The following is an 18,033-nucleotide window of genomic DNA, read 5'->3' as shown; positions in this document are numbered from 1 at the left end:
GAAGCCGTTTCGGCCGTTGCTGACCGGCAGGCGAGCGGCTGCGCCGAACCCGGCCGGCAGAGCAGGGACCAATGCGCAAACAATAGTTTGCGCAAATGATTGTTTGTGTTAACGTCGGGCCATGTCCACCTCGCTGGCGGCACCCGCCCCGGAGCTCGACTCCGCCTTCGCCGCTCTCGGTGACCCCGTCCGGCGCGCCCTGGTGACCCGTCTCGCGCGCGGTGACGCCACGGTGGGGGAACTCGCTGAACCCTTCGACCTGACTCCACAGGCGATCTCCCACCACGTCGGGGTTCTGCGGCGGTGCGGCCTCATCGAGCAGCGGCGCGAGGGCACCAGGCGTCCCTGCCGGCTCAGCGTCGACAAGCTGTCCATGCTCGGCACGTGGATCGACGACCAACGCCGGATCTGGGACGACCGGCTCGACGCGCTTGAGCGGCACCTCGTCGACAAGGAGGCGGTCCGATGACCGCCAGCTCGCAACTGCACGGCGACGAGCTGATCGCCAGACGCCACCTCCCGGCCGAGCCCGAACGCGTCTGGGTCGCCTTCACCTCACCGGCGGGCATCGCAGCGTTCTGGGGCGGTTCGCACGCCACCGTTCCGCCCGAGTCGGTGCTCGTCGACCTGCGTCCCGGCGGGGAGTTCGCGCTCGACACCCGCGCGCCGGACGGCACCACCCGCCGGCTCCGGTTCGTCTACGTGAGCGTCACCGCACCGCACGAGCTCGTGTTCGACGAACCGCTGACCGGGCTGCGGACAACAGTCAGCGTCAGACCCGCTGCCGGCGGCACGGATCTCACCGTGCACCAACGTCGGCTTCCCGTTGAGCTTCGGACGACCCAGGCAGCCGAAGGGCTCGCCTCGATCCTCGACGCGCTGGCGGCCCACCTGCGACACCCCGATGCGACCCCAGGACGGAGCACACCATGACCCGGCAGACCCAGCGCGACCTCGTCGCCGACTACCTCGAAGGCTTCCGGACGAGTGACCACCCGCGAATCCTCGCCACCCTCACCGACGACGTCGAGTGGGTCATCCACGGTCACCGGACCACCCGAGGCAAGGCCGAGTTCGACAGCGAGATCGAGAACCCGGCGTTCACCGGCAGCCCCGAACTCGACGTCCACCGCGTTCACGAGGACGGCCCGGTGGTCATCACCACCGGCGAGGGGCGCGGCACCAGCGTCGAGCACGGGCCGTTCCGGTTCGCCTTCAACGACCTGTTCACCTTCCGCGACGGCCTGATCGCCCGCGTCGATTCCTACGTCGTCCCGCTTCCCTGAGACGGCCCCTCCGGCCCGGCGACGTCCGCCAGCGATCCGGCGACGGCGGACGGGCTCATCCGCCGTCGCGTCCCGCAGGCATCCGGGCGGTGCCCTGCGCCAGCAGCCACGGCAGGCGGGCGGTCCGGTCACGGGCGTCACCGAGCACCCTCACCAGCACGATGCTGTCCCGCACCCGCAGGACGGCCCGCTCGCCGGACGCGTACGCCTCGTCGCCGATGCCGGGCAGCTCCCGCCCCCGGGAGTTGAGCCGCCAGACCCACTGCGCCGCCGCCCCGCTCAGCGTCGCGACCGCCAGGACGGGCCGACCGTCGCCGGCCGCACGGAACTGGACACCCGTCACTGGGCCGGGTAGGTCGAGTCGTTCGGCGGGCCGCACCGGCAGCCCGAGCGCCTGTCCGACCTCGTCCACCGTGAACAGCTCCGCCGGCCCGCGGGCCGCCTGCGTCGAACCGGCCCGCCCACCGCGTTCGGCCACCGGGGTACGCGTCTGGTCGGTCCCGATCGGCTCGACCGACCCTCGGGAGCGGCCGTGGCCGACGACCGAGAAGGCGACCACCCGCCGGGTCCACGGGCGGACCCGGATCGTCACGATGTCCCCGTCGTGGCAGTCGCCGGCCCACTGGCTGGGCAGGCCCCAGGCGGTGGTCCGGTCGCCGCTGCCGTCGTCCACCGCCAGGTAGTGCAGCCACGGTCGGGCCGGCCGGTCGTCGCCCTGGCCCGTCGTGCGCCACACCTCCAGCCACAGCACCTCGCCGGTGACGGTTCGCTCCGTGACGAGGTCCGCGACGCCGCGTACCAGGGTGTGGCCGCCGGACACCAGCAGCACGAGGCCCACCACGACGATGCCGTCGGCCACGAACGCGAAGACCCGCTCCGCCTGGTCGGCCGAGGTGGGCACGAGGTCGAAGGCGACGCCGAAGACCTTCAGCAGGAACCCGCCCACCGCGATGCTGATTGCCGCGCGTAGCAGCAGCTTCGGCAGCGTCTGGCCGTAGCGGGCGGAGAAGCGCGGATAACGTACCCGGACCCGATGCCACGTGTCGCCGTACGACGACCAGAGCAACCGACGGTCGCCCATGCCGAGGTCGAGGACCGTACTGGTCCGTCGGGTGGCGCCGACGGCCGCGCCGTAGCTCAGGTAGCGGTCCCAGATCGCCACCGACGCCGGGGGCAGTTCGTCGAACTGCTCGTGTCCGCGCAGCCAGTCCCGGACCCCGAGCCAGCGTGCGGCCACCTGACGGCCGAGGGGCGTGTCGCGTTCGCCGGGTGACAGTCCGGCGATGGCGGTGAGCGCGGCGAAGGTTGCGGTTCCGGCCTCGATGGCCAGGTTCTCCTCCGCCTGATGCCAGATGCTGTAGTGCCAGACGACGATGCCGATGGCCACTCCGACGACCACCGCGGCAGCAGTCAACAGGCTGGTCACGGTGGGGCCGAAGCGCCGCCGGGACAGCCCGGCGGCCCGGGCGTCCGCGACCACCTGCGCGCGCAGCCGCCGGTTCCACGTCTTCGCCTGCGCCCGGTCGCGGAAGGTCAGCGCGGTCAGGGGTACCACGCCGTCGACCGCCAGCCCGCGCACCCGGTCGAGCACCCGGCGTTCGTACGGCCGCAGCCCACTGTCGTCGGGTGGTGTCGGCGGCAGGTGCAGCGTGGTCCGCATCGGATCGTCGTCCGGCTGACGCAGCTCGACGAAGCCACGGGCGGCAAGGTCGAGCAGCGTCGCCTCGGCCGCGTCCTCGGTCACCGACCACCGGCTGACCAGCAGGCTGACCACGGCGGGTGGTTCGGTACCGAGTTCCATGGTGGCCGGCGCGGGCGTCGGACTGGCCGGCCGGGTGAGCACGCGGACCAGGCCGTACGCGGCGAACCAGCCGGCGAGGGCGACCGCGCTCACCACCAGGTCGAGAAGCAGTCGGGGGTCCACCGGGCGCCTCGTCAGGAGCGCACCTGGACGGCGGCACGTTCCCCGTCGAGGGCCTCGAAGTAGTCCATCGGCCGGAAGCCGCCCAGCCCGGCGATGAGGTTGCTCGGGACGGACTGCGTACTTGTGTTGTACGTCTGGACGGCGCTGTTGTAGAACTGTCGCGCGTAGGCGATCTTGTCTTCGGTTCGCGCCAGTTCACCTTGGAGGACCGCGAAGTTCTGGTTCGCCTTGAGGTCCGGGTACGCCTCCGCCAGCGCGAACAGCCGACCGAGCGACTGGGTCAGGGCGTCCTCGGCTCCCGCGCGGGCGGGCAACCCGGGCGCTGCGGCGGCGGCGATCGCGCCGTCGCGGGCGGCCAGCACCGCCTCCAGCGTGCCGCGCTCATGTGCCGCGTAACCCTTGACCGTCTCGACCAGGTTGGGGACCAGGTCGTACCGGCGCTTGAGCTGGACATCGATCTGTGCCCACGAGGCCTGCACCTGGTTGCGTTGGCGGATCAGGCGGTTGTAGGCGGCAAGTGCCCAGCCGATCATCACCGCCACCAGCAGGCAGAACAGCCCTCCGGCGGCCAGGATGAAACCGGTCTGCACCCGAACTCCCCGAATCCGTCCCGTGGACGACGACCATGGCTGATCGCCGCCGGCGTCCCCGACTGGCACGAGCATGGGGACACCGGCGACCGGCCGCAATCAGGCGAACGGTTGGCGCCCCGCCGGCGGCGGCGTTCAGCCGAGCTGTTGGGCCAGGCCGACGATGATGTCCTCGGGGCCGCGCAGGTAGCAGAGCCGGTAGCTGTCCTCGTACTGCGCCAGTTCACCTACCAGTTCGGCCCCGTGGGTGCGCAGGCGGGCGATGACGTCCTCGATGTCGTCGACGGCGAACATGATGCGACGGATGCCGAGGGTGTTCGCCGGTGCGTTCCGCGGCTCGGGGCTGATCGCCTTCGGCGTGTGGAACTTCGCCAGCTCGATGCGGCCGTGGCCGTCGGGGGTCCGGAGCATCGCCACCTCCTGCCGGACGTCGTCGATCCCGATCACGCGCTCCACCCAACGCCCCTCGATCGGTGCCCTGCCCTCCAGTTCCAGGCCGAGTTCGACGAAGAACGAGATGACCCTGTCGAGGTCGTCGACAACGATCAGGACGTTGTCCAACCGCTGGATCGCCATGTTTGGTCTCCTTGCAGATGATGCGGCCACTGCGGCCGCTGACCGGCCGCCCCACCGGCTCAACGGCGTAGTGCCAGGTTGAGCCGGGCGGCCTGTCGCGTGAGATGGTCACGTTCGGGAAGGCTGGGCGCCGACCGGGCGGCTTCGGCGTAGAGCCGCGCCGCGGTCGCCAGGTCACCGGCCCGCTCGTGCAGGTGGGCGGCGACAGCGCTGTACCGGGGCAGGCCGTGGTCGAGACCCGCCAGGGCGGCCAGGCCGGCTCGTGCTCCGTCGGCCTCGCCGACCGCGACGGCCCGGTTGAGGCGAGCCACCGGGTTGTCGGTGAGGCGCACCAGTTCGTCGTACCACTCGACGATCTGCACCCAGTCGGTCTCCTCGGTCGTGCGGGCGTCGGCGTGCAGCGCGGCGATGGCAGCCTGGGCCTGGTATTCGCCCAGGCGGTCGCGGGCCAGGGCGTTCTGGAGCACCTGCACGCCCTCGGCGATGAGGCGGGTGTCCCAGAGGCTGCGGTCCTGTTCGGCCAGCGGCACCAGCCGGCCGCCGGCGGCCGTCCGCGCCGCCCGACGGGCGTGGTGCAGCAGCATGAGCGCCAGCAGGCCCGCCACCTCCTCGTGCCGGATCCTCGCCGTCAGCTGGCGGGTGAGCCGGATCGCCTCCGCGGCGAGGTCGACGTCGCCGGAATAGCCCTCGTTGAAGACCAGGTAGAGCACGCGCAGCACGGTGGCGACGTCACCGGGCTGGTTGAACCGGACTCCCGCGACGGTCCGCTTGGCCCGGCTGATCCGCTGAGCCATCGTCGACTCCGGCACCAGGTAGGCCTGGGCGATCTGGCGGGTGGTCAGGCCGCCCACCGCCCGCAGCGTCAACGCGACCGCCGAGGCCGAGGTCAACGACGGGTGCGCGCACAGGAAGTACAGCGCGAGCGTGTCGTCCACCGGCTCGCCCGGGCCGGGCGCGGGTTCGGCCTCCACCAGCACCTCGCGCCGCCGCCGGGAGGTGTCCGCGCGGGCCGCGTCGAGGAACTTCCGCCAGGAGACCGCGACCAGCCAGCCCTTGGGGTCGCGCGGCGGGTCGGTCGGCCACACCCGGACGGCCTCGACAAGCGCGTCCTGCACGGCATCCTCGGCCGTCGCGAAGTCGACCCCGCGACGGACGAGGACGCCGATCACGGCAGGAGTAAGGGCACGTAGTACGGCCTCCTCCACCGTGCGTCACTCCGCTATGGTCGGCGGCGCGGTCAGGAACGGGCGTACCTCGAGCCACTCGTGGAGCGGCTTCCCGCCGACGCCCGGTGCCGCGGACAACTCGCCGGCCAGCTCCAGCGCCCGCTCGTAACTCTCGACATCGATCACCATCCAGCCGGCGATCAGGTCCTTGGTCTCCGCGAACGGGCCGTCGGTGACCGGCGGTCGCCCCTCGCCGTCGTACCGGACGAACGTTCCCTCCGGGGAGACTGCCTGAGCGTCGACGAACTCACCGGTGTCTTCGAGTCGCGCGGCGAAATCGTGCATGTACTGCACGTGGGCCGAGATCTCCTCGGGCGTCCATTTGTCCATCGGCACGTCGGTCAGCGGGGTGGGGCCGCCACGGTAGTGCTTGAGCAGCAGGTACTTGGCCATCGGATGCTCCTTGTCAGGTACGGGCCATTGTGGCCGCGTTCGCAGCAGGGACGGAGCCCGACCCGGCTTCTCGACATGCCGCCGGGAAAAACTTCCGGCGGAGTTCCGGCGGCAAGGCCCCTGCGGTCAGGCCAGTACTGCCGTCACCCCGGACAGGCAGGACAGCGCCCGGGCGGTGGCCGTCGACGTGGCGGGCAGCAGCGGAGGGCGGACGAGCGGCGTCGGGATGCGCCCCTGGGCGTGCAGCACCGCCTTGACAACCGCGGGGTTGGGTTCGGCGAACAGCGCGGCCGAGAGGGCGGCGAGCCGGTGGCCGAGCGGCCGGGCCCGGGCGACGTCGCCGGACCGCCAGGCCGCGACCAGGTCGGCGTAGGCGGCGGTGGCGAGGTGCGCGGAGGCGAGGATGCCGCCGTGCGCGCCGAGGGCGAGCAGCGGCGAGACGTACGCGTCCTCGCCGCACAGCACGGCGAAGCCGGGTGGCGGGTCGGCGAGGAGGGCGATCGTGTCGGCGTCGATGCCGCCGACCGCGTGCTTGAGGCCCACCAGGCCGGGCAGCCCGGCGAGGCGGCGCAGCGTGCCGGCGCGGAGCTGCTGCCCGGTGCGGTACGGAACGTGGTACGCGACAAGCGGCACGGGGGAGTCCTCGGCCAGCCGGGCGTAGTGCGCGAGTACCGCCTCCTCGCCGGGGCGTAGGAACGGCGGGACCAGGCAGAGTGCCGCCGTGACCTCGGGTCGCTCGGCGAGGGCCCGCAGTTCCTGCTCGGTGTGCGCGCCGACCAGGAGACCGGCCCGGTGCTCCCGGCAGGCAGCCGCGAGCGCGTCGACGACCGTCTGCTGTTCGACGGCGCTGAGGGCGTGCGGCTCGGCTGTGGTGCCGAGGGCGACCAGACCGACCGCGCCGGCCGTCAGCATCTCGTGGGCGAGAGTGCTCAGCGCGTCGAGGGCGACGGCACCGTTCTCGTCGAACGGCGTGATCATGGGTACGTAGAGCCCGGCAGGTGTCATGCTGCCAGCCTCCGACAGCAGAAGGTGAAGCACCAGTTCCGGTTGCTCATCGAACACGTAAGCTGAACTGATGCTTGACGTTCGCCGGCTGCGTCTGCTGCGGGATCTGTCCCGCCTCGGCACCATCGCCGCCGTGGCCGAGGCGCACACCTACACGCCGTCTGCCGTCTCCCAGCAACTCGCCGCGCTGCAACGGGAGGCCGGTGTCGCGCTCCTGGAACGGGCCGGTCGGCGAGTCACCCTGACTCCTACCGGGGAGGCGCTGGTTCGGCACGCCGAGGTGATCCTCGCCGCGCTGGAGGCGGCAGACGCGACAGTGGCCGCCGCGCGGGGCGGGCTCTCCGGCACGGTACGCATCGGCGCGTTCCCCAGTGCCGTACGTACGCTGCTGCTGCCCGCCCTGGTCGCCCTCGGCCGCGACCACCCCGCGCTCGACCTGATGGTCAGCGAGCTGGACCCGGTCGCCGTGCCGGACGCGGTGCGCGACCGCCGCCTCGACGTGGCCCTCGTGCACGACTACGACATCGTGCCCGTCGAGCCGGATCCGGCCCTGGACTCGGTGCCACTGCTCGACGAGACGGTGTATCTGGCCGTCGGGGCGGACCGGAGCCTCACCGGCGACCCGATGCGTTCGGTACGCGACGCCGACTGGATCGTGGGCAGCCCGGGCACGCTCTGTCACTCGGTGACCCTGCACGCGTGTGAGCTGGCCGGCTTCCGTCCGACCGTCCGGCACCACGCGGACGACTTCACCGCGGTGCTCGCCCTGGTCGCCGCCGGTCAGGGCGTCGGGCTGGTACCCCAACTGGCCGTCGGGTGGCCGCCCACCGGGGTGGCCCTCGTACCCCTCACCATCCGACGGCGTACCCGGATCACCTACCGGCAGGGGGCGGGTGGACATCCCGCGGTCGCCGCGAGCGTCGCCGCGCTGCGGGCCGCCGCCCGGGACCTGCCCGCCGGGCAGCTGGCCGGGACCTGAGCTGACGCCGCCCCCGTACCCGCCGTCAGTCCCCGTCCAGAGTTCCTGGACGGGGACCGGCGGGCTCAGACGCTCGACGAGAAGGTCGAGCTGAACGCGACGTCCTGCGGACGGCCGACGTTGCTGAAGCAGGCGACCGGCACCACCGCGTCGCTGCCGAACTGCGCCCACAGCTCCTGGACGGTGCAGTACGACGAACCGTCACCGATCGCGGTCACCTGCGCGGTGGTGCTCTTCTCGTGCAGGGCCGGATACTTGACGACGAAGGTGCCGGGGCCGGTGGGACCGAAGCCGTTGGCGCCGACGCCGAGCGGGTACGAGTAGTTCGTCGGGCCGGCGAACGGCGTCGCGAGGTACCCGAAGTGCTTCGGCGGGCCGAACGACGCGTAGACCGAGCGCTCCCGATGCAACGACACGGTGAAGTCGCTGTTCATCAACGCGCCGGTGACCGGATCGTGGCAGGCGACGTAGACCACCGCGTCCGGGCCGGCCGCACCCCAGCGGAGGATCTTGCAACGGCGCGGTTGTGCGTTCGGCTGCTGGGCGGTCACCTGCACGTTCCCGGACAACACGCCGGCCGGCGCACCGACCGCCGGAAAGCGCACGTCGTAGATGCCCACCGCGACGTTGGCGACGGTGACGGGCGCACCTGTCGAGTTGTACGACTGGGCGAGGGCGTTGGACAACACCTGCGCCGAGGCGTACGCGCCGACGCCCGCCGGCAGGATGCCGGAGCTGACCGTCCACAACACGGTGAACGGGGTGTCGGCCGGGGTGCCGCCGGGCCGGAAGCACTGCACGTCGACGATCTCGTCGGTGCCCGAACTGCCCCACCGCACGAGCTGGCAGAAGCGGCCGTCCTTCGCCACCGCGGTGACGTGCGCGTTGCCCCGGGAGCCCAGGCCGATGTCCGGGAACCGCACCAGGAACCGGCCGGGTGCCACCTTGCCGCCGGTGGCCACCGGCCCCGGCGCCCAGCTGCCGAACTGGTAGGCCGCGGGCAGCGGCGTCCAGATCGGCACCGCCGGGTCGTCGACGTACGCGAATCCGAAACGGTCGGCGGTGGCGGCCGTGGCCGGCGCGCCCGGGATCGACAGCGCCGCGGCCAGCATCACGGCTGTGGCGGCGGCGAGGTGACGGAGACGGAGGCGGAGAGACATGGTCCACTCCAATCGGCAGTAGTCGATGCTTGCTGTCACTGTTCCGGGCCCCGGTCAAGGTCACAGTCGGCTTGCCTACAACCGGTGGGACGGGTGCTCGGCACAAGCTTCTCCTCGGGGCTCGTCGGTGCGGCCGGCGTGTCGGCCGACCGCACATCAGATGCCGCCTCCCCGGCCGTTCTGGCAGCTCCACCCCGTGACCCCTTCACAACCTCGGTACGCGAAGAATTGGGTGGCTCATCCGCGCGCCCGGCGCAAGGATCTCGGCGTGACACTGCACCAGGGTGAGATTCCGGTCGACGAAGGTGTGGTCAGGTCGTTGGTGACGGAGCAGTGCCCACAGTGGGCACACCTGCCGCTGTCCCGGGCTGGCGCGGGCACCGACAACACCATGTACCGGCTCGGCGCGGACCTGCTCGTCCGACTTCCGCGTACCGCCGACAAGGCACCGTCGCTGCGCAAGGAACAGCGATGGCTGCCCCGGCTGGCGCCCCTGCTCGCCTGCCGGATCCCGGAGCCGCTGCACACCGGCGTACCTGGCGGCTCATTTCCGCTGCCCTGGTCGGTCTACCGGTGGATCGACGGCGACGAGGCCGGGCCGGAGACCGTCTCGGACTGGGCGGCGTTCGGCACCGACCTGGCGGCCGTGGTACGGGAGCTGCACGGCGTGGACCTCATGGGGGCGACCCGCGCGGGCGAGCTGAGCTGGTACCGCGGGGGAGAGCTGCGGGCCTGCGCGGAGTGGGTCGGCGGCGCCCTCGCCGACTGCCGTGACATCCTCGGCGCCGAGGTCGACGTCGAGCTGCTGGAACGGCTGTGGCAGACGGCGCTGACCCTGCCCGAGCCGTGCGGGCCGCAGGTGTGGCTGCACGGCGATCTCCGGCCCACGAACCTCCTGGTACGACACGGCAGGTTGCACGCGGTGATCGACTTCGGTGCCCTGTCGGTCGGCCTGCCTGATGCCGAGCACGCCCCGGTGTGGGATCTGCCGCCCGAGGCGCGCCACGCGTACCGAAACACCGTCGACGTCGACGACTCGACCTGGCTACGTGCCCGCGCCTGGGCGATCGCCGTGGCCGCCAGCGGTATCCCGTACTACCAGCACAGCTACCCGGCGTTCGTCGCCGAGTGCCGCGCCCGCCTCCAGGCGATCCTCACCGACGAGGGCACGTCGTGACCGGCCGGTGCCGAGCGGACGAGCGGCTACGGCACGGTGGGCGCGGGGTGCCGCAGGCGCAGGTCTCCGGCGGCTACGACCTCTGAGCGCCGGGACGGTACGTCGGTCGGCCCGGCCGGCGTGACGGGTGGGTGGACCGCCGGGGATACGGTGTCATCGATGCCGCGTTCGAGGACGTCCAGGATCCTGCCCGCCGCCATGGTGGGGCTGCTGGTCGCGACCATGCTCGTCGGCGACCGGGGCAGGGGCGGTGCGCCGCGGCTGCGCCTGGACGTGGCGCCGGCCGTCGCGCTCGCCGACGAGCCGCTCCGGCTACGGGTGAGTGGCCTGGCCGCGCGGGAACGGGTGGTGGTCAACGCCGAGGCACTGGATCACGCGGGGCGCTTGTGGCGTGCGGAGGCGACGTTCGTCGCCGACACCAACGGTGTGGTGGACGTGTCCCGGGACGCCCCTGTCGACGGCTCCTACTCGGGCGTGGACCCGATGGGTCTGTTCTGGTCGATGGATCCGCTGGACGGCGAGGCCTCCTACTTCGCGCCGGCCTGGCCACACGTACAAAGTGACTTCCCGGTCCGGCTGTCGGCCGTGGCCGACGAGCGAGAGCCGGCCGCCGTCACCGTACGGCGGGACTGGGCGGCGGGCGAGGTCTCGTTCACCGAGCTGACCACGGAGGTGGACGGAGTTCGCGGGTTGCTCGTCCTCCCGCCGCCGGGGACGCCTCGGCGGGCAGCAGTGCTGTGGTTCGGTGGCTCGGAGGGCGGCGTCGGCGGGCTGTACGACGCGCCGTTGCTCGCCTCCCGGGGGCACCCGGTGCTGTGTCTGGGTTACTTCGGAGCGTCGGGACTGCCGGACAGCCTGCACGACATCCCGCTGGAGTACTTCGTCACCGCCGCCGAACTCCTCGCCCCGCACTCCGGTGGCGAGGTGGCGGTGACCGGCTACTCGCGCGGCACCGAGGCTGCGTTGCTGCTGGCACAGGAGCGTCCCGACCTGGTCCGCGCGGTCGTCGTCTACGCACCGAGCAGCGTCGTCCATCCCGGTTACCCGTACTCGGGAGCGCCCGCCTGGACCTACCGTGGCCGACCCGTGCCCACCGGCCGGATACCTGTCGACCGGATCGACGGACCGGTACTGGCCATCGCGGGTGAGGAGGACCAGCTCTGGGACGCGCCGACCTACGCCGCCGAGCTGCTGCTGGCCCTCGGTGGCCCACCCCACCGTGTGCTGCTCTACCCGGACGCCGGCCACGGTGTGGGCACCTTCCCGTACCTGCCGTCGAAGACGGTGCATCAGGGGCGCACCGGCGAGCAGACACACGGCGGGTCCCGGGCGGGTGACGCCGCCGCCCGCCGGGACGGGTGGTCCGAGGTGCTCAACTTCCTCGCCACCCTTTGACCGCCGGGAGCCGACCCCGGTCGGATCGGCTCTCCGGGCGGTCAGCGGGGCGTCCGGGTCTTCGGCAGGTCGAACTGGTCGGCGCGGCGGCAGTCACGCTGGTTGCCGATGGCGTCGGGGCCCAACCGGTCGAGCACCTCCCGGGCCCGTTGGCGGCCCAGGTTCCAGGCGTGCCAGGGGTCCGGCTCGGCCAGATCGTCGGCGATCCAGCTGAGCGTGCACCGGCGGACCGGATCGGGCAGGGTGGACAGGGCGGGAGTGGCGTCGGCGGAGAGCGCCCGCAGATACCAGGCGTCGATCCGGCCGGTCTGCTCGTACCGGGCGATGTTGCGGCGGGCCGCGTAGTCCTCCGGGTTCAGCGCCGCCAGGCTCAGCAGCATCACCACCGCGAGGGCCGCGGTCAGTCGCGGGATCCAACCGCCGCGCCAGCGTACGCCGGCCACCAGGATCATCAGGAACACGGCACCGAGCAGCAGTTCGAACGCCATCACGAAGATCCGCTCGCCGGTGAAGCTGTAGACCTTCTGGTAGGTGTACATCCGGGACAACGCCGACACCACGATGACCACGCTCAGCGCGCTGAGCAGGCCCAGCAGGATGCTCAGCAGCAGCCGGTCCGACGGCCGGTCCCGACGTGCCCACCTGGTCACGCCGCCGAGCACCGCCAGGGCCAGCACGGTCACCACGACCAGTTGCCAGAACCCGCTGCGGGCGTACTCGGCGTAGCTGAGGCCGGTGGTGTCCAGCACATGCCGCTGCCCGCCGAAGAGCACTGTGAACTGCACGGCGACGAAGCCGCCGAACAGCGCGGTCAGGGCGGCGATCGGCGGCGCCCACTCGACGAGCCCGATACTGCGGGCGCTCGGGCGGTCCACCGAGGACAGCTCCGGCGGCGCGGCGATGGTGTAGACGGCGGCCACGGCGATCAGGGCACCGACGGCGGCCAGGAACAGCCAGCGGAACACCCCGCTCACGCTGATCTCCGGGATGAGGGCACCGAGCACCTGGGAGAAGGCGGCATCGGCGGAGGAGAGCAGCGCCCCGAACACGACTAGGACCACAAGCGTGGTGACGACCGAACCGACGATCCGGCTGGTGGTCCGGGGTTCGCCGGGCGCCCGGACGTGGGCCCGTACCCACGGCAGCCCGCGTAACGCCGCGATCGGGGTGGCCACCAGGCTGAACAGGATCGACCGGATACGCCGTCCACCGACTATCGCCAGTGCCGTGCAGGCCAGCGCGCCCAGCACGCAGAACGTGACGAGCCACCAGGCGTTGCGGAGGCCGAGAACCGCGAGCAGCGCCAGGGCCGCCCCGGCCCAACCGGCCCGGATCCACCGCTCCGGCCGGGGCAGGTCGGCGAGGTGCTGCCGCACCGCGACGGCGACGCCGGCGGCGAGGACCAAGTAGCCGAGAAACCAGCCGATACCGGTACGACCCAACGGCACGAACGTGGCCACGCCGAGCGCCCCGGCCAGGACGGCCAGCGGGGTGGCCAGGTTCCGGGCCGGTGCCGGCCCGGGCCACACCCGGTCGAAGAACGACTGCTGCGGTGGCAACGGCCGGAACGGGTACGGGCCGGACGGCCGGTAGCCGGGCATTGTCGACGGCGGACCGGGTGGACCCGCCGGGGCCACCGGCCCGGTCCGGTCACCGGTCGTCGGCCCACCCGCCGGCGTGCCGACCGTGGTGGTGCTGCCGACAGCGGTCGTGGCCACTGTCTGCCCGGCGGCCGCCGGGCTGCCGGCTGTCACGCGGTCAACAGTTGTACTGGCGGGCGTCGTGATGGCGGCTGGCGTCGTGGGCTGTTCCGTGGCCGGGTCCTGCACCTGGCGTACGGCCTGGGTGTCGGCAGGCCCGGTGGTGGAAAGGCCCTCCGACTGCGTGGCCGTGCGTTGCGTCGGGGGCGTGGGACTGGCCGGGCGCACGCCTTCCGGCACCAGGGGCAGGAAGATGGCGTAACCCTGGGTGCCGGGCGGGACGGTGACCGGAATCGCCCAGGCGGGCTGGTCGGCCGGCCCGGGCCAGGCGATGGGTGCCATCCCGTCCGTGGGCGGCATGACCAGCAGACGGGGTGCCGTCGCAGCCGGCTTGGCGGCAGCCTCGGGACCGGCTGCGACGGGAAGCTCGACCGGTTCCCCGGTGCTCGGGGAACCGTCGACGGGTGGCGGCTCGGACACCGCGCCCTCCTAGATCGACATGTGTGCCGTCACTCTAGGGCCGGTCACGCGGTCAGGTTGTCCCGCCGCCGACCTACGCGGTGCCGGTACCGCGGCCACGGTCGTCGAGGACCAGCGGGGCGCGGCCGCGCACCGCGTACCGGACGTGGGTGACCTGCGGGCTGGGGATCACCCGGTCGGCGGTGAGCTCGATCGCCTCGAAATCGTCGAGCCCCAGGTCGTCGAAGAGCCGTAGCCCGGCGCCGAGGACGACCGGCACCACGTGCAGCTCCAACTCGTCGAGCAGCCCCGCCCGCAGCACCTGGCGGACCAGGCTGCCGCCGCCGGCCACCGCGACGTTCCGGCCACCGGCCGCGGCCCGGGCCTGTGCCACCGCGCTGGCCAGTCCGTCGGTGACGTAGGTGAAGCTGGTGCCACCCTGACGGTGCAGCGTCGGGCGGGGTCGGTGGGTCACCACGAAGACCGGAGCGCGGAACGGTGGTTCGTCGCCCCACGGCACCTCACCACCGTCGGCCATCCGGCGACCCATCACGTACGCGCCGGCCGCGGCGAACGACTCGGCGATGATCTCGGAGTCGGCGTCGTGCCGGCCGCCGGCGAAGCCCTGCCGCTCGCGCCACGCCATCGCTTCGGTGGCCCACCGGGTCACCCGGAAGAACCCGTGGCTCTCCGCCGACCGCAGCCAGTCGCCGTCACCGTCGTGCTGCGGGCCGGCGTAGTAGCCGTCCACCGACACCGACAGCTGGGCGGTCACCTTCGTCATGTCCGTTCCTCCCGGATCCGGCGGCACCCACATCGGGTGCCGATCCACCTGTGGATCGGAGCCGGACCTGTCGCTTCTACCGGATTCGAAGGTGACCTGGGTCACTGTGCAGTGGGGCTCGGGTCGCTCACCGCGGCGGCTCGGCGCAGCAGGTACCGCCGTTCGGGTTCGCTGCCGGCGTGCTGCGCCGCTTCCCGCCACTGTGCCGCGGCGGTGGCCCGGTCGTCGGCGAGTTCCAGCAGGTGTGCCCGGACGGCGTGCAGTCGGTGGTGTCCGGCCAGCAGCCCCGACTCCACCTCGTCCAGCAGGGCCAGCCCGGCGGCGGGCCCGCGGACCATGCCCACCGCCACCGACCGGTTCAGCGTGACCACCGGATTGGGCGCGAGGCGCTCCAGCAGCTCGTACAGGGCGAGTACCTGCGGCCAGTCGGTGGCCTCGGTGGTCGGTGCCTCGACGTGCACCGCCGCGATGGCGGCCTGGATCCGGTACGGCCCCGGTGGCGAGGCGGTCAGGCTCCGCTCGACGAGCGTGCATCCCTCGTCGATCGCCTTCCGGTCCCACAGTCGGCGGTCCTGCTCCGCCAGCGGCACCAGCTCGCCGTCCGGGCCGACCCTGGCCGCGGCTCGGGCCTCGGTGAGCAGCATCAGCGCGAGCAGGCCGGCCGTCTCCCCGTCGTCGGGCAGCCGCTCGTGCAGCCGGCGGACCAACCGCAGGGCCTGCCCGGTCAGGTCGGCGCGACGTAGCTGGGGGCCGCTGCTGGCGCTGTAGCCCTCGTTGAACATCAGGTACAGCACCTGGCGTACGACGGCCAGCCGTGCTTCCCGTTCCGCCTTCGGCGGCGGTGCGAACCGGGCCCCGGCCTCCCGGAGTCGCAGTTTGGCCCGTGAGATCCGTTGCCCCATGGTCCGCTCCGACACCAGGAAGGCGGCGGCGACCTCGGCGGTGGTGAGCCCACCCACCGCCCGCAGGGTCAGGGCCAGCTGCGCGGGCGCGGGCAGCGCCGGATGGCAGCAGAGCAGGAACAGCTCCAGCAGGTCGTCGTGGGGTGCCGCGACGTCGGGCGGTGGGGCGACAAGCGCGTCGCGTGGGGTGAGGTCCAGCACCGTACGCTCGCGGCGGGTGCGGGCGGCCTCGGTGCGTACCAGGTCGACGTAGCGGCGGGCGGCGACGGTGTGCAGCCAGCCCGACGGTTGCTCGGGAACGCCGTCGAGGGGCCACCTCTCGACGGCGGCGACGAGCGCCTCCTGTACGGCGTCCTCTGCTCGGCCGAAGTCGCCGCACCGACGGACGAGGGTGGCCAGCACCTGCGGAGCGAGCCGGCGCAGCAGGTCGACGGTGGCCTCGTCGAGGCTCAGTGCTCCGCCCCGTCGCCGGCCATCAACGGCCAGATCTCGATGCCGCCACTGGCGGAGCCGAACCGCACACCCGGATACTCCCGGGCGATCTCCAACGCCCGCTGCTCGTCGTCGACGTCGACCACGAAGTACGAGCCGACGTACTCCTTGGCCTCCAGGTACGGCCCGTCGGTGACCACCGGGGTGTCGGCGATGATCCGCACCGACCGGGGTCGGGACACCAACCCCTGCACGTCGACCAACTCGCCGGAGGCCCGCAGCGCCTCGTTGAACGCGTCCACCTGACCGATCAGGGCGGTGAGATCGCCGTCCGGGAGGCTGCTCCAGATCTCCTCGTTGCCGTAGATCAACATCAGATACTTCACGTCTCGCCTCCATAAGGATCGATATGTCCGGAAACGGACAGGACGCCAGGGCTTGTCCCGACGCACTGTTGTAGCAGGTAGCGAGGCCGCGGATGGCGGGCCACATCCGATCCTCCGGCCGGGTCGGGACCGTGGGTCCCGCCGGCCGCCAGTACGGAACCCGCCGGGGCGCGTCGCCGCGCCGTCCGGCTCCGGCCCGCCGTCGCAGACTAGCCGCACCGACGGTGTTGCACCGCTGGTCGCGACGGCCAAGCCAGGAAGGAGCCGCCATGGCCGCTCCCACCGCCAACGCCTCGTTGAACTCCACCACCTACTCACCCGGCGAGCAGATGCTGCTGACCGTCAACTACGGCGACGCGGACAACCAGCGACTCACCGTGACGGTCACCGTGACCGATGCGCAGGGCAACCGCAGCGCCCCCGTCTCGGTGACCGCCGTGATCGACCCGCTCACCATCACCGTCGCCGACGATTCGGGGCGCACCTGGTCCCGGGTCTCCGACAGCGGCGCGGTGGCCGTCTTCCGGGCGGTGGCGTGATGCCGAGGGTGACAGTCACCGTGCGGGACTCCGCCAGCCGGACCGCCAGCGCCACAGTCGCCTACACCGTGCTGCCGCCCGTACTGGGCGGGTACTACCTCTCCGGCGGCGCGGACCCGACGGCCGACATGGCCGGTGGCAACTTCCGGTCGCTGACCCAGTACCGCAGCTTCGCCGACGCCTACATCTTCCCCGGCTACCAGCGGCCCTGGCTGGTGACCCTGGGCCGGGCCGGGGTGCGGCTCAACATGGTGCTCGAACTGAAGCACTACGGCGCGCCCGACACCGGGCCACAGACCTTCAGTGTGGACGGGGTGACGTACACCGTGCCGGCGCCGGCGATGACCATCCAGCAGCGGCCGGGCACGGTCTGGCCGAAGGCGTACGGCTACGGCCAGGTCCTCGCCGGGCAGTGCGACGGGTTGTTCGCCCGGGCGTTGTCGCAGTACCGGACGATGGGCTTCGGGGTGAACATCCAGCTCGCCTCCGAGTTGGACACCGATCACGAGTTCGGCACCACGGAGGCCGGCAAGGCGTACACCTGGGCCGAGTCGGACGCCCGGGCGGTGCAGGCGGTGACGTACATCGTCAACTGGTTCAGGGCCAAGGGACTGCCCCAGGACAGCACCTTCTCGGTCGGGCTCGGCGGCTTCGACCGGGACTGCTTCCGGCGCACCCACCCGGAGGCGCTGATGACGCGGCTGAACTACCTCCAGTGGAACGTCTACGCGACAAGTCCCAGCCACACCGCGCTGGAGCGGTTCCGGCGAACCAAGGACTGGGCGGTGGCCGATCTCGGCCCGGTCGCGTTGTCCCGTCCGGTGCTCATCGCCGAGTGGGGCGTCCGGGTCATCGAGATCCCCGACCAGGCGGCCTGGATCGCCACGGTGCCGCCGGCCATCGCCCGACTCAACGCCGAACGCGGCCCCCTCATCGCCCGGACGAACTACTTCAACTCCGGCTGGGGCACCCTCAGCCCGAAGGCGACCGGGCTGGCCGCGCTGCGGGCCGCGTACGCCCGGCCACCGTACGGCTGATCCCGGTACGCCGGCCCGGTCCGGTCCGGCTGCCGGACCGGACCGGCGTGCGCTGTGCGGGCCGACCCCCGTCAGGTCCGACC

19 protein-coding genes are annotated in these 18,033 nt (G+C 72.3%); 8 read left to right on the top strand and 11 right to left on the bottom strand.

Annotated elements, in window-relative coordinates; all coding sequences use genetic code 11:
- Positions 1-121: 121 nt before the first annotated feature.
- From AB0I71_RS11720 to AB0I71_RS11710, 3 genes are read left to right on the top strand one after another with little or no spacing between them, the layout of a single operon-like run.
- Positions 122-469, top strand: coding sequence for a metalloregulator ArsR/SmtB family transcription factor (locus AB0I71_RS11720; protein WP_357583534.1), 348 nt, complete (start codon positions 122-124; stop codon positions 467-469).
- A complete protein-coding gene (locus AB0I71_RS11715) occupies positions 466-933 on the top strand; it encodes an SRPBCC domain-containing protein (RefSeq protein WP_357583532.1) in 468 nt (155 codons plus the stop codon). Before AB0I71_RS11720 ends, AB0I71_RS11715 begins: the two co-directional genes overlap by 4 nt.
- Positions 930-1,286, top strand: coding sequence for a nuclear transport factor 2 family protein (locus AB0I71_RS11710; protein WP_357583530.1), 357 nt, complete (start codon positions 930-932; stop codon positions 1,284-1,286). The genes AB0I71_RS11715 and AB0I71_RS11710 overlap by 4 nt, the downstream gene beginning before the upstream one ends.
- A 55-nt stretch (positions 1,287-1,341) precedes the next feature.
- Here the strand turns inward: AB0I71_RS11710 and AB0I71_RS11705 are convergent, their stop codons facing one another.
- The 6 genes from AB0I71_RS11705 to AB0I71_RS11680 all read right to left on the bottom strand — a co-directional run bounded on the left by AB0I71_RS11705 (position 1,342) and on the right by AB0I71_RS11680 (position 7,000).
- Positions 1,342-3,210 (bottom strand): hypothetical protein, encoded by a 1,869-nt coding sequence (locus tag AB0I71_RS11705; protein ID WP_357583528.1) that lies wholly within the window; start codon positions 3,208-3,210, stop codon positions 1,342-1,344.
- Between the two features lie 11 nt (positions 3,211-3,221).
- Positions 3,222-3,800, bottom strand: a complete 579-nt coding sequence (locus AB0I71_RS11700; RefSeq protein ID WP_357583526.1) for a LemA family protein — start codon at positions 3,798-3,800, stop codon at positions 3,222-3,224.
- A gap of 135 nt (positions 3,801-3,935) precedes the next feature.
- Positions 3,936-4,376, bottom strand: a complete 441-nt coding sequence (locus tag AB0I71_RS11695; RefSeq protein ID WP_357583524.1) for a VOC family protein — start codon at positions 4,374-4,376, stop codon at positions 3,936-3,938.
- A gap of 59 nt (positions 4,377-4,435) precedes the next feature.
- The gene (locus AB0I71_RS11690) at positions 4,436-5,581 is read right to left on the bottom strand and encodes a DUF6596 domain-containing protein (RefSeq protein WP_357583522.1); all 1,146 of its coding nucleotides are present in this window, start codon (positions 5,579-5,581) and stop codon (positions 4,436-4,438) included.
- A gap of 6 nt (positions 5,582-5,587) precedes the next feature.
- The gene (locus AB0I71_RS11685; RefSeq protein ID WP_357583520.1) at positions 5,588-5,995 is read right to left on the bottom strand and encodes a YciI family protein; all 408 of its coding nucleotides are present in this window, start codon (positions 5,993-5,995) and stop codon (positions 5,588-5,590) included.
- A 126-nt stretch (positions 5,996-6,121) separates the two neighbouring features.
- On the bottom strand, positions 6,122-7,000 hold the full coding sequence (locus AB0I71_RS11680; protein ID WP_357583518.1) for a dihydrodipicolinate synthase family protein: 879 nt from the start codon (positions 6,998-7,000) through the stop codon (positions 6,122-6,124).
- Between the two features lie 70 nt (positions 7,001-7,070).
- Here AB0I71_RS11680 and AB0I71_RS11675 point away from each other — a divergent pair, with 70 nt between their 5' ends.
- Positions 7,071-7,979, top strand: a complete 909-nt coding sequence (locus tag AB0I71_RS11675; protein WP_357583516.1) for a LysR family transcriptional regulator — start codon at positions 7,071-7,073, stop codon at positions 7,977-7,979.
- 65 nt (positions 7,980-8,044) lie between these two features.
- Here the strand turns inward: AB0I71_RS11675 and AB0I71_RS11670 are convergent, their stop codons facing one another.
- Positions 8,045-9,139, bottom strand: coding sequence for a hypothetical protein (locus AB0I71_RS11670; RefSeq protein ID WP_357583514.1), 1,095 nt, complete (start codon positions 9,137-9,139; stop codon positions 8,045-8,047).
- Between the two features lie 268 nt (positions 9,140-9,407).
- On the opposite strand from AB0I71_RS11670, the gene AB0I71_RS11665 reads away from it, so the two are divergent.
- Positions 9,408-10,316, top strand: a complete 909-nt coding sequence (locus AB0I71_RS11665) for an aminoglycoside phosphotransferase family protein (protein ID WP_357583512.1) — start codon at positions 9,408-9,410, stop codon at positions 10,314-10,316.
- Between the two features lie 159 nt (positions 10,317-10,475).
- On the top strand, positions 10,476-11,711 hold the full coding sequence (locus AB0I71_RS11660) for an acyl-CoA thioesterase/bile acid-CoA:amino acid N-acyltransferase family protein (RefSeq protein WP_357583509.1): 1,236 nt from the start codon (positions 10,476-10,478) through the stop codon (positions 11,709-11,711).
- A gap of 41 nt (positions 11,712-11,752) precedes the next feature.
- Here AB0I71_RS11660 and AB0I71_RS11655 read toward each other — a convergent pair whose 3' ends face one another.
- The 4 genes from AB0I71_RS11655 to AB0I71_RS11640 form a co-directional block, all read right to left on the bottom strand.
- Entirely contained in the window at positions 11,753-13,891 is a 2,139-nt protein-coding gene (locus tag AB0I71_RS11655; RefSeq protein ID WP_357583507.1) for a DUF4153 domain-containing protein, read from the bottom strand.
- 73 nt (positions 13,892-13,964) lie between these two features.
- A complete protein-coding gene (locus tag AB0I71_RS11650) occupies positions 13,965-14,654 on the bottom strand; it encodes a dihydrofolate reductase family protein (RefSeq protein ID WP_357583505.1) in 690 nt (229 codons plus the stop codon).
- 101 nt (positions 14,655-14,755) lie between these two features.
- Positions 14,756-16,009, bottom strand: coding sequence for a sigma-70 family RNA polymerase sigma factor (locus AB0I71_RS11645; RefSeq protein ID WP_357583829.1), 1,254 nt, complete (start codon positions 16,007-16,009; stop codon positions 14,756-14,758).
- Positions 16,006-16,374 (bottom strand): YciI family protein, encoded by a 369-nt coding sequence (locus tag AB0I71_RS11640; protein WP_357583827.1) that lies wholly within the window; start codon positions 16,372-16,374, stop codon positions 16,006-16,008. Before AB0I71_RS11640 ends, AB0I71_RS11645 begins: the two co-directional genes overlap by 4 nt.
- Positions 16,375-16,643: 269 nt before the next feature.
- On the opposite strand from AB0I71_RS11640, the gene AB0I71_RS11635 reads away from it, so the two are divergent.
- Both AB0I71_RS11635 and AB0I71_RS11630 read left to right on the top strand, forming a co-directional pair.
- A complete protein-coding gene (locus tag AB0I71_RS11635; RefSeq protein ID WP_357583503.1) occupies positions 16,644-16,913 on the top strand; it encodes a hypothetical protein in 270 nt (89 codons plus the stop codon).
- Positions 16,913-17,950: a hypothetical protein gene (locus tag AB0I71_RS11630; RefSeq protein ID WP_357583501.1), complete on the top strand. Its 1,038-nt coding sequence runs from the start codon at positions 16,913-16,915 to the stop codon at positions 17,948-17,950. The genes AB0I71_RS11635 and AB0I71_RS11630 overlap by 1 nt, the downstream gene beginning before the upstream one ends.
- The last annotated feature ends 83 nt before the right edge of the window (positions 17,951-18,033 follow it).

This window comes from Micromonospora sp. NPDC049891 (genome assembly GCF_040660295.1).
In the GTDB taxonomy this organism is placed as follows: Bacteria; Actinomycetota; Actinomycetes; order Mycobacteriales; family Micromonosporaceae; genus Micromonospora.
Note: the sequence above shows the minus strand (reverse complement) of the source record. Positions and strands in the feature narration are given on the sequence as shown.

Excerpts from the sequence above, each read along its gene's own strand:
- AB0I71_RS11720 (WP_357583534.1), top strand. The coding sequence starts at position 122 with ATGTCCACCTCGCTGGCGGCACCCGCCCCGGAGCTCGACTCCGCCTTC.
- AB0I71_RS11715 (WP_357583532.1), top strand. The coding sequence starts at position 466 with ATGACCGCCAGCTCGCAACTGCACGGCGACGAGCTGATCGCCAGACGC.
- AB0I71_RS11710 (WP_357583530.1), top strand. The coding sequence starts at position 930 with ATGACCCGGCAGACCCAGCGCGACCTCGTCGCCGACTACCTCGAAGGC.
- AB0I71_RS11695 (WP_357583524.1), bottom strand. The coding sequence starts at position 4,376 with ATGGCGATCCAGCGGTTGGACAACGTCCTGATCGTTGTCGACGACCTC.
- AB0I71_RS11685 (WP_357583520.1), bottom strand. The coding sequence starts at position 5,995 with ATGGCCAAGTACCTGCTGCTCAAGCACTACCGTGGCGGCCCCACCCCG.
- AB0I71_RS11680 (WP_357583518.1), bottom strand. The coding sequence starts at position 7,000 with ATGACACCTGCCGGGCTCTACGTACCCATGATCACGCCGTTCGACGAG.
- AB0I71_RS11675 (WP_357583516.1), top strand. The coding sequence starts at position 7,071 with ATGCTTGACGTTCGCCGGCTGCGTCTGCTGCGGGATCTGTCCCGCCTC.
- AB0I71_RS11670 (WP_357583514.1), bottom strand. The coding sequence starts at position 9,139 with ATGTCTCTCCGCCTCCGTCTCCGTCACCTCGCCGCCGCCACAGCCGTG.
- AB0I71_RS11660 (WP_357583509.1), top strand. The coding sequence starts at position 10,476 with ATGCCGCGTTCGAGGACGTCCAGGATCCTGCCCGCCGCCATGGTGGGG.
- AB0I71_RS11650 (WP_357583505.1), bottom strand. The coding sequence starts at position 14,654 with ATGACGAAGGTGACCGCCCAGCTGTCGGTGTCGGTGGACGGCTACTAC.
- AB0I71_RS11635 (WP_357583503.1), top strand. The coding sequence starts at position 16,644 with ATGGCCGCTCCCACCGCCAACGCCTCGTTGAACTCCACCACCTACTCA.
- AB0I71_RS11630 (WP_357583501.1), top strand. The coding sequence starts at position 16,913 with ATGCCGAGGGTGACAGTCACCGTGCGGGACTCCGCCAGCCGGACCGCC.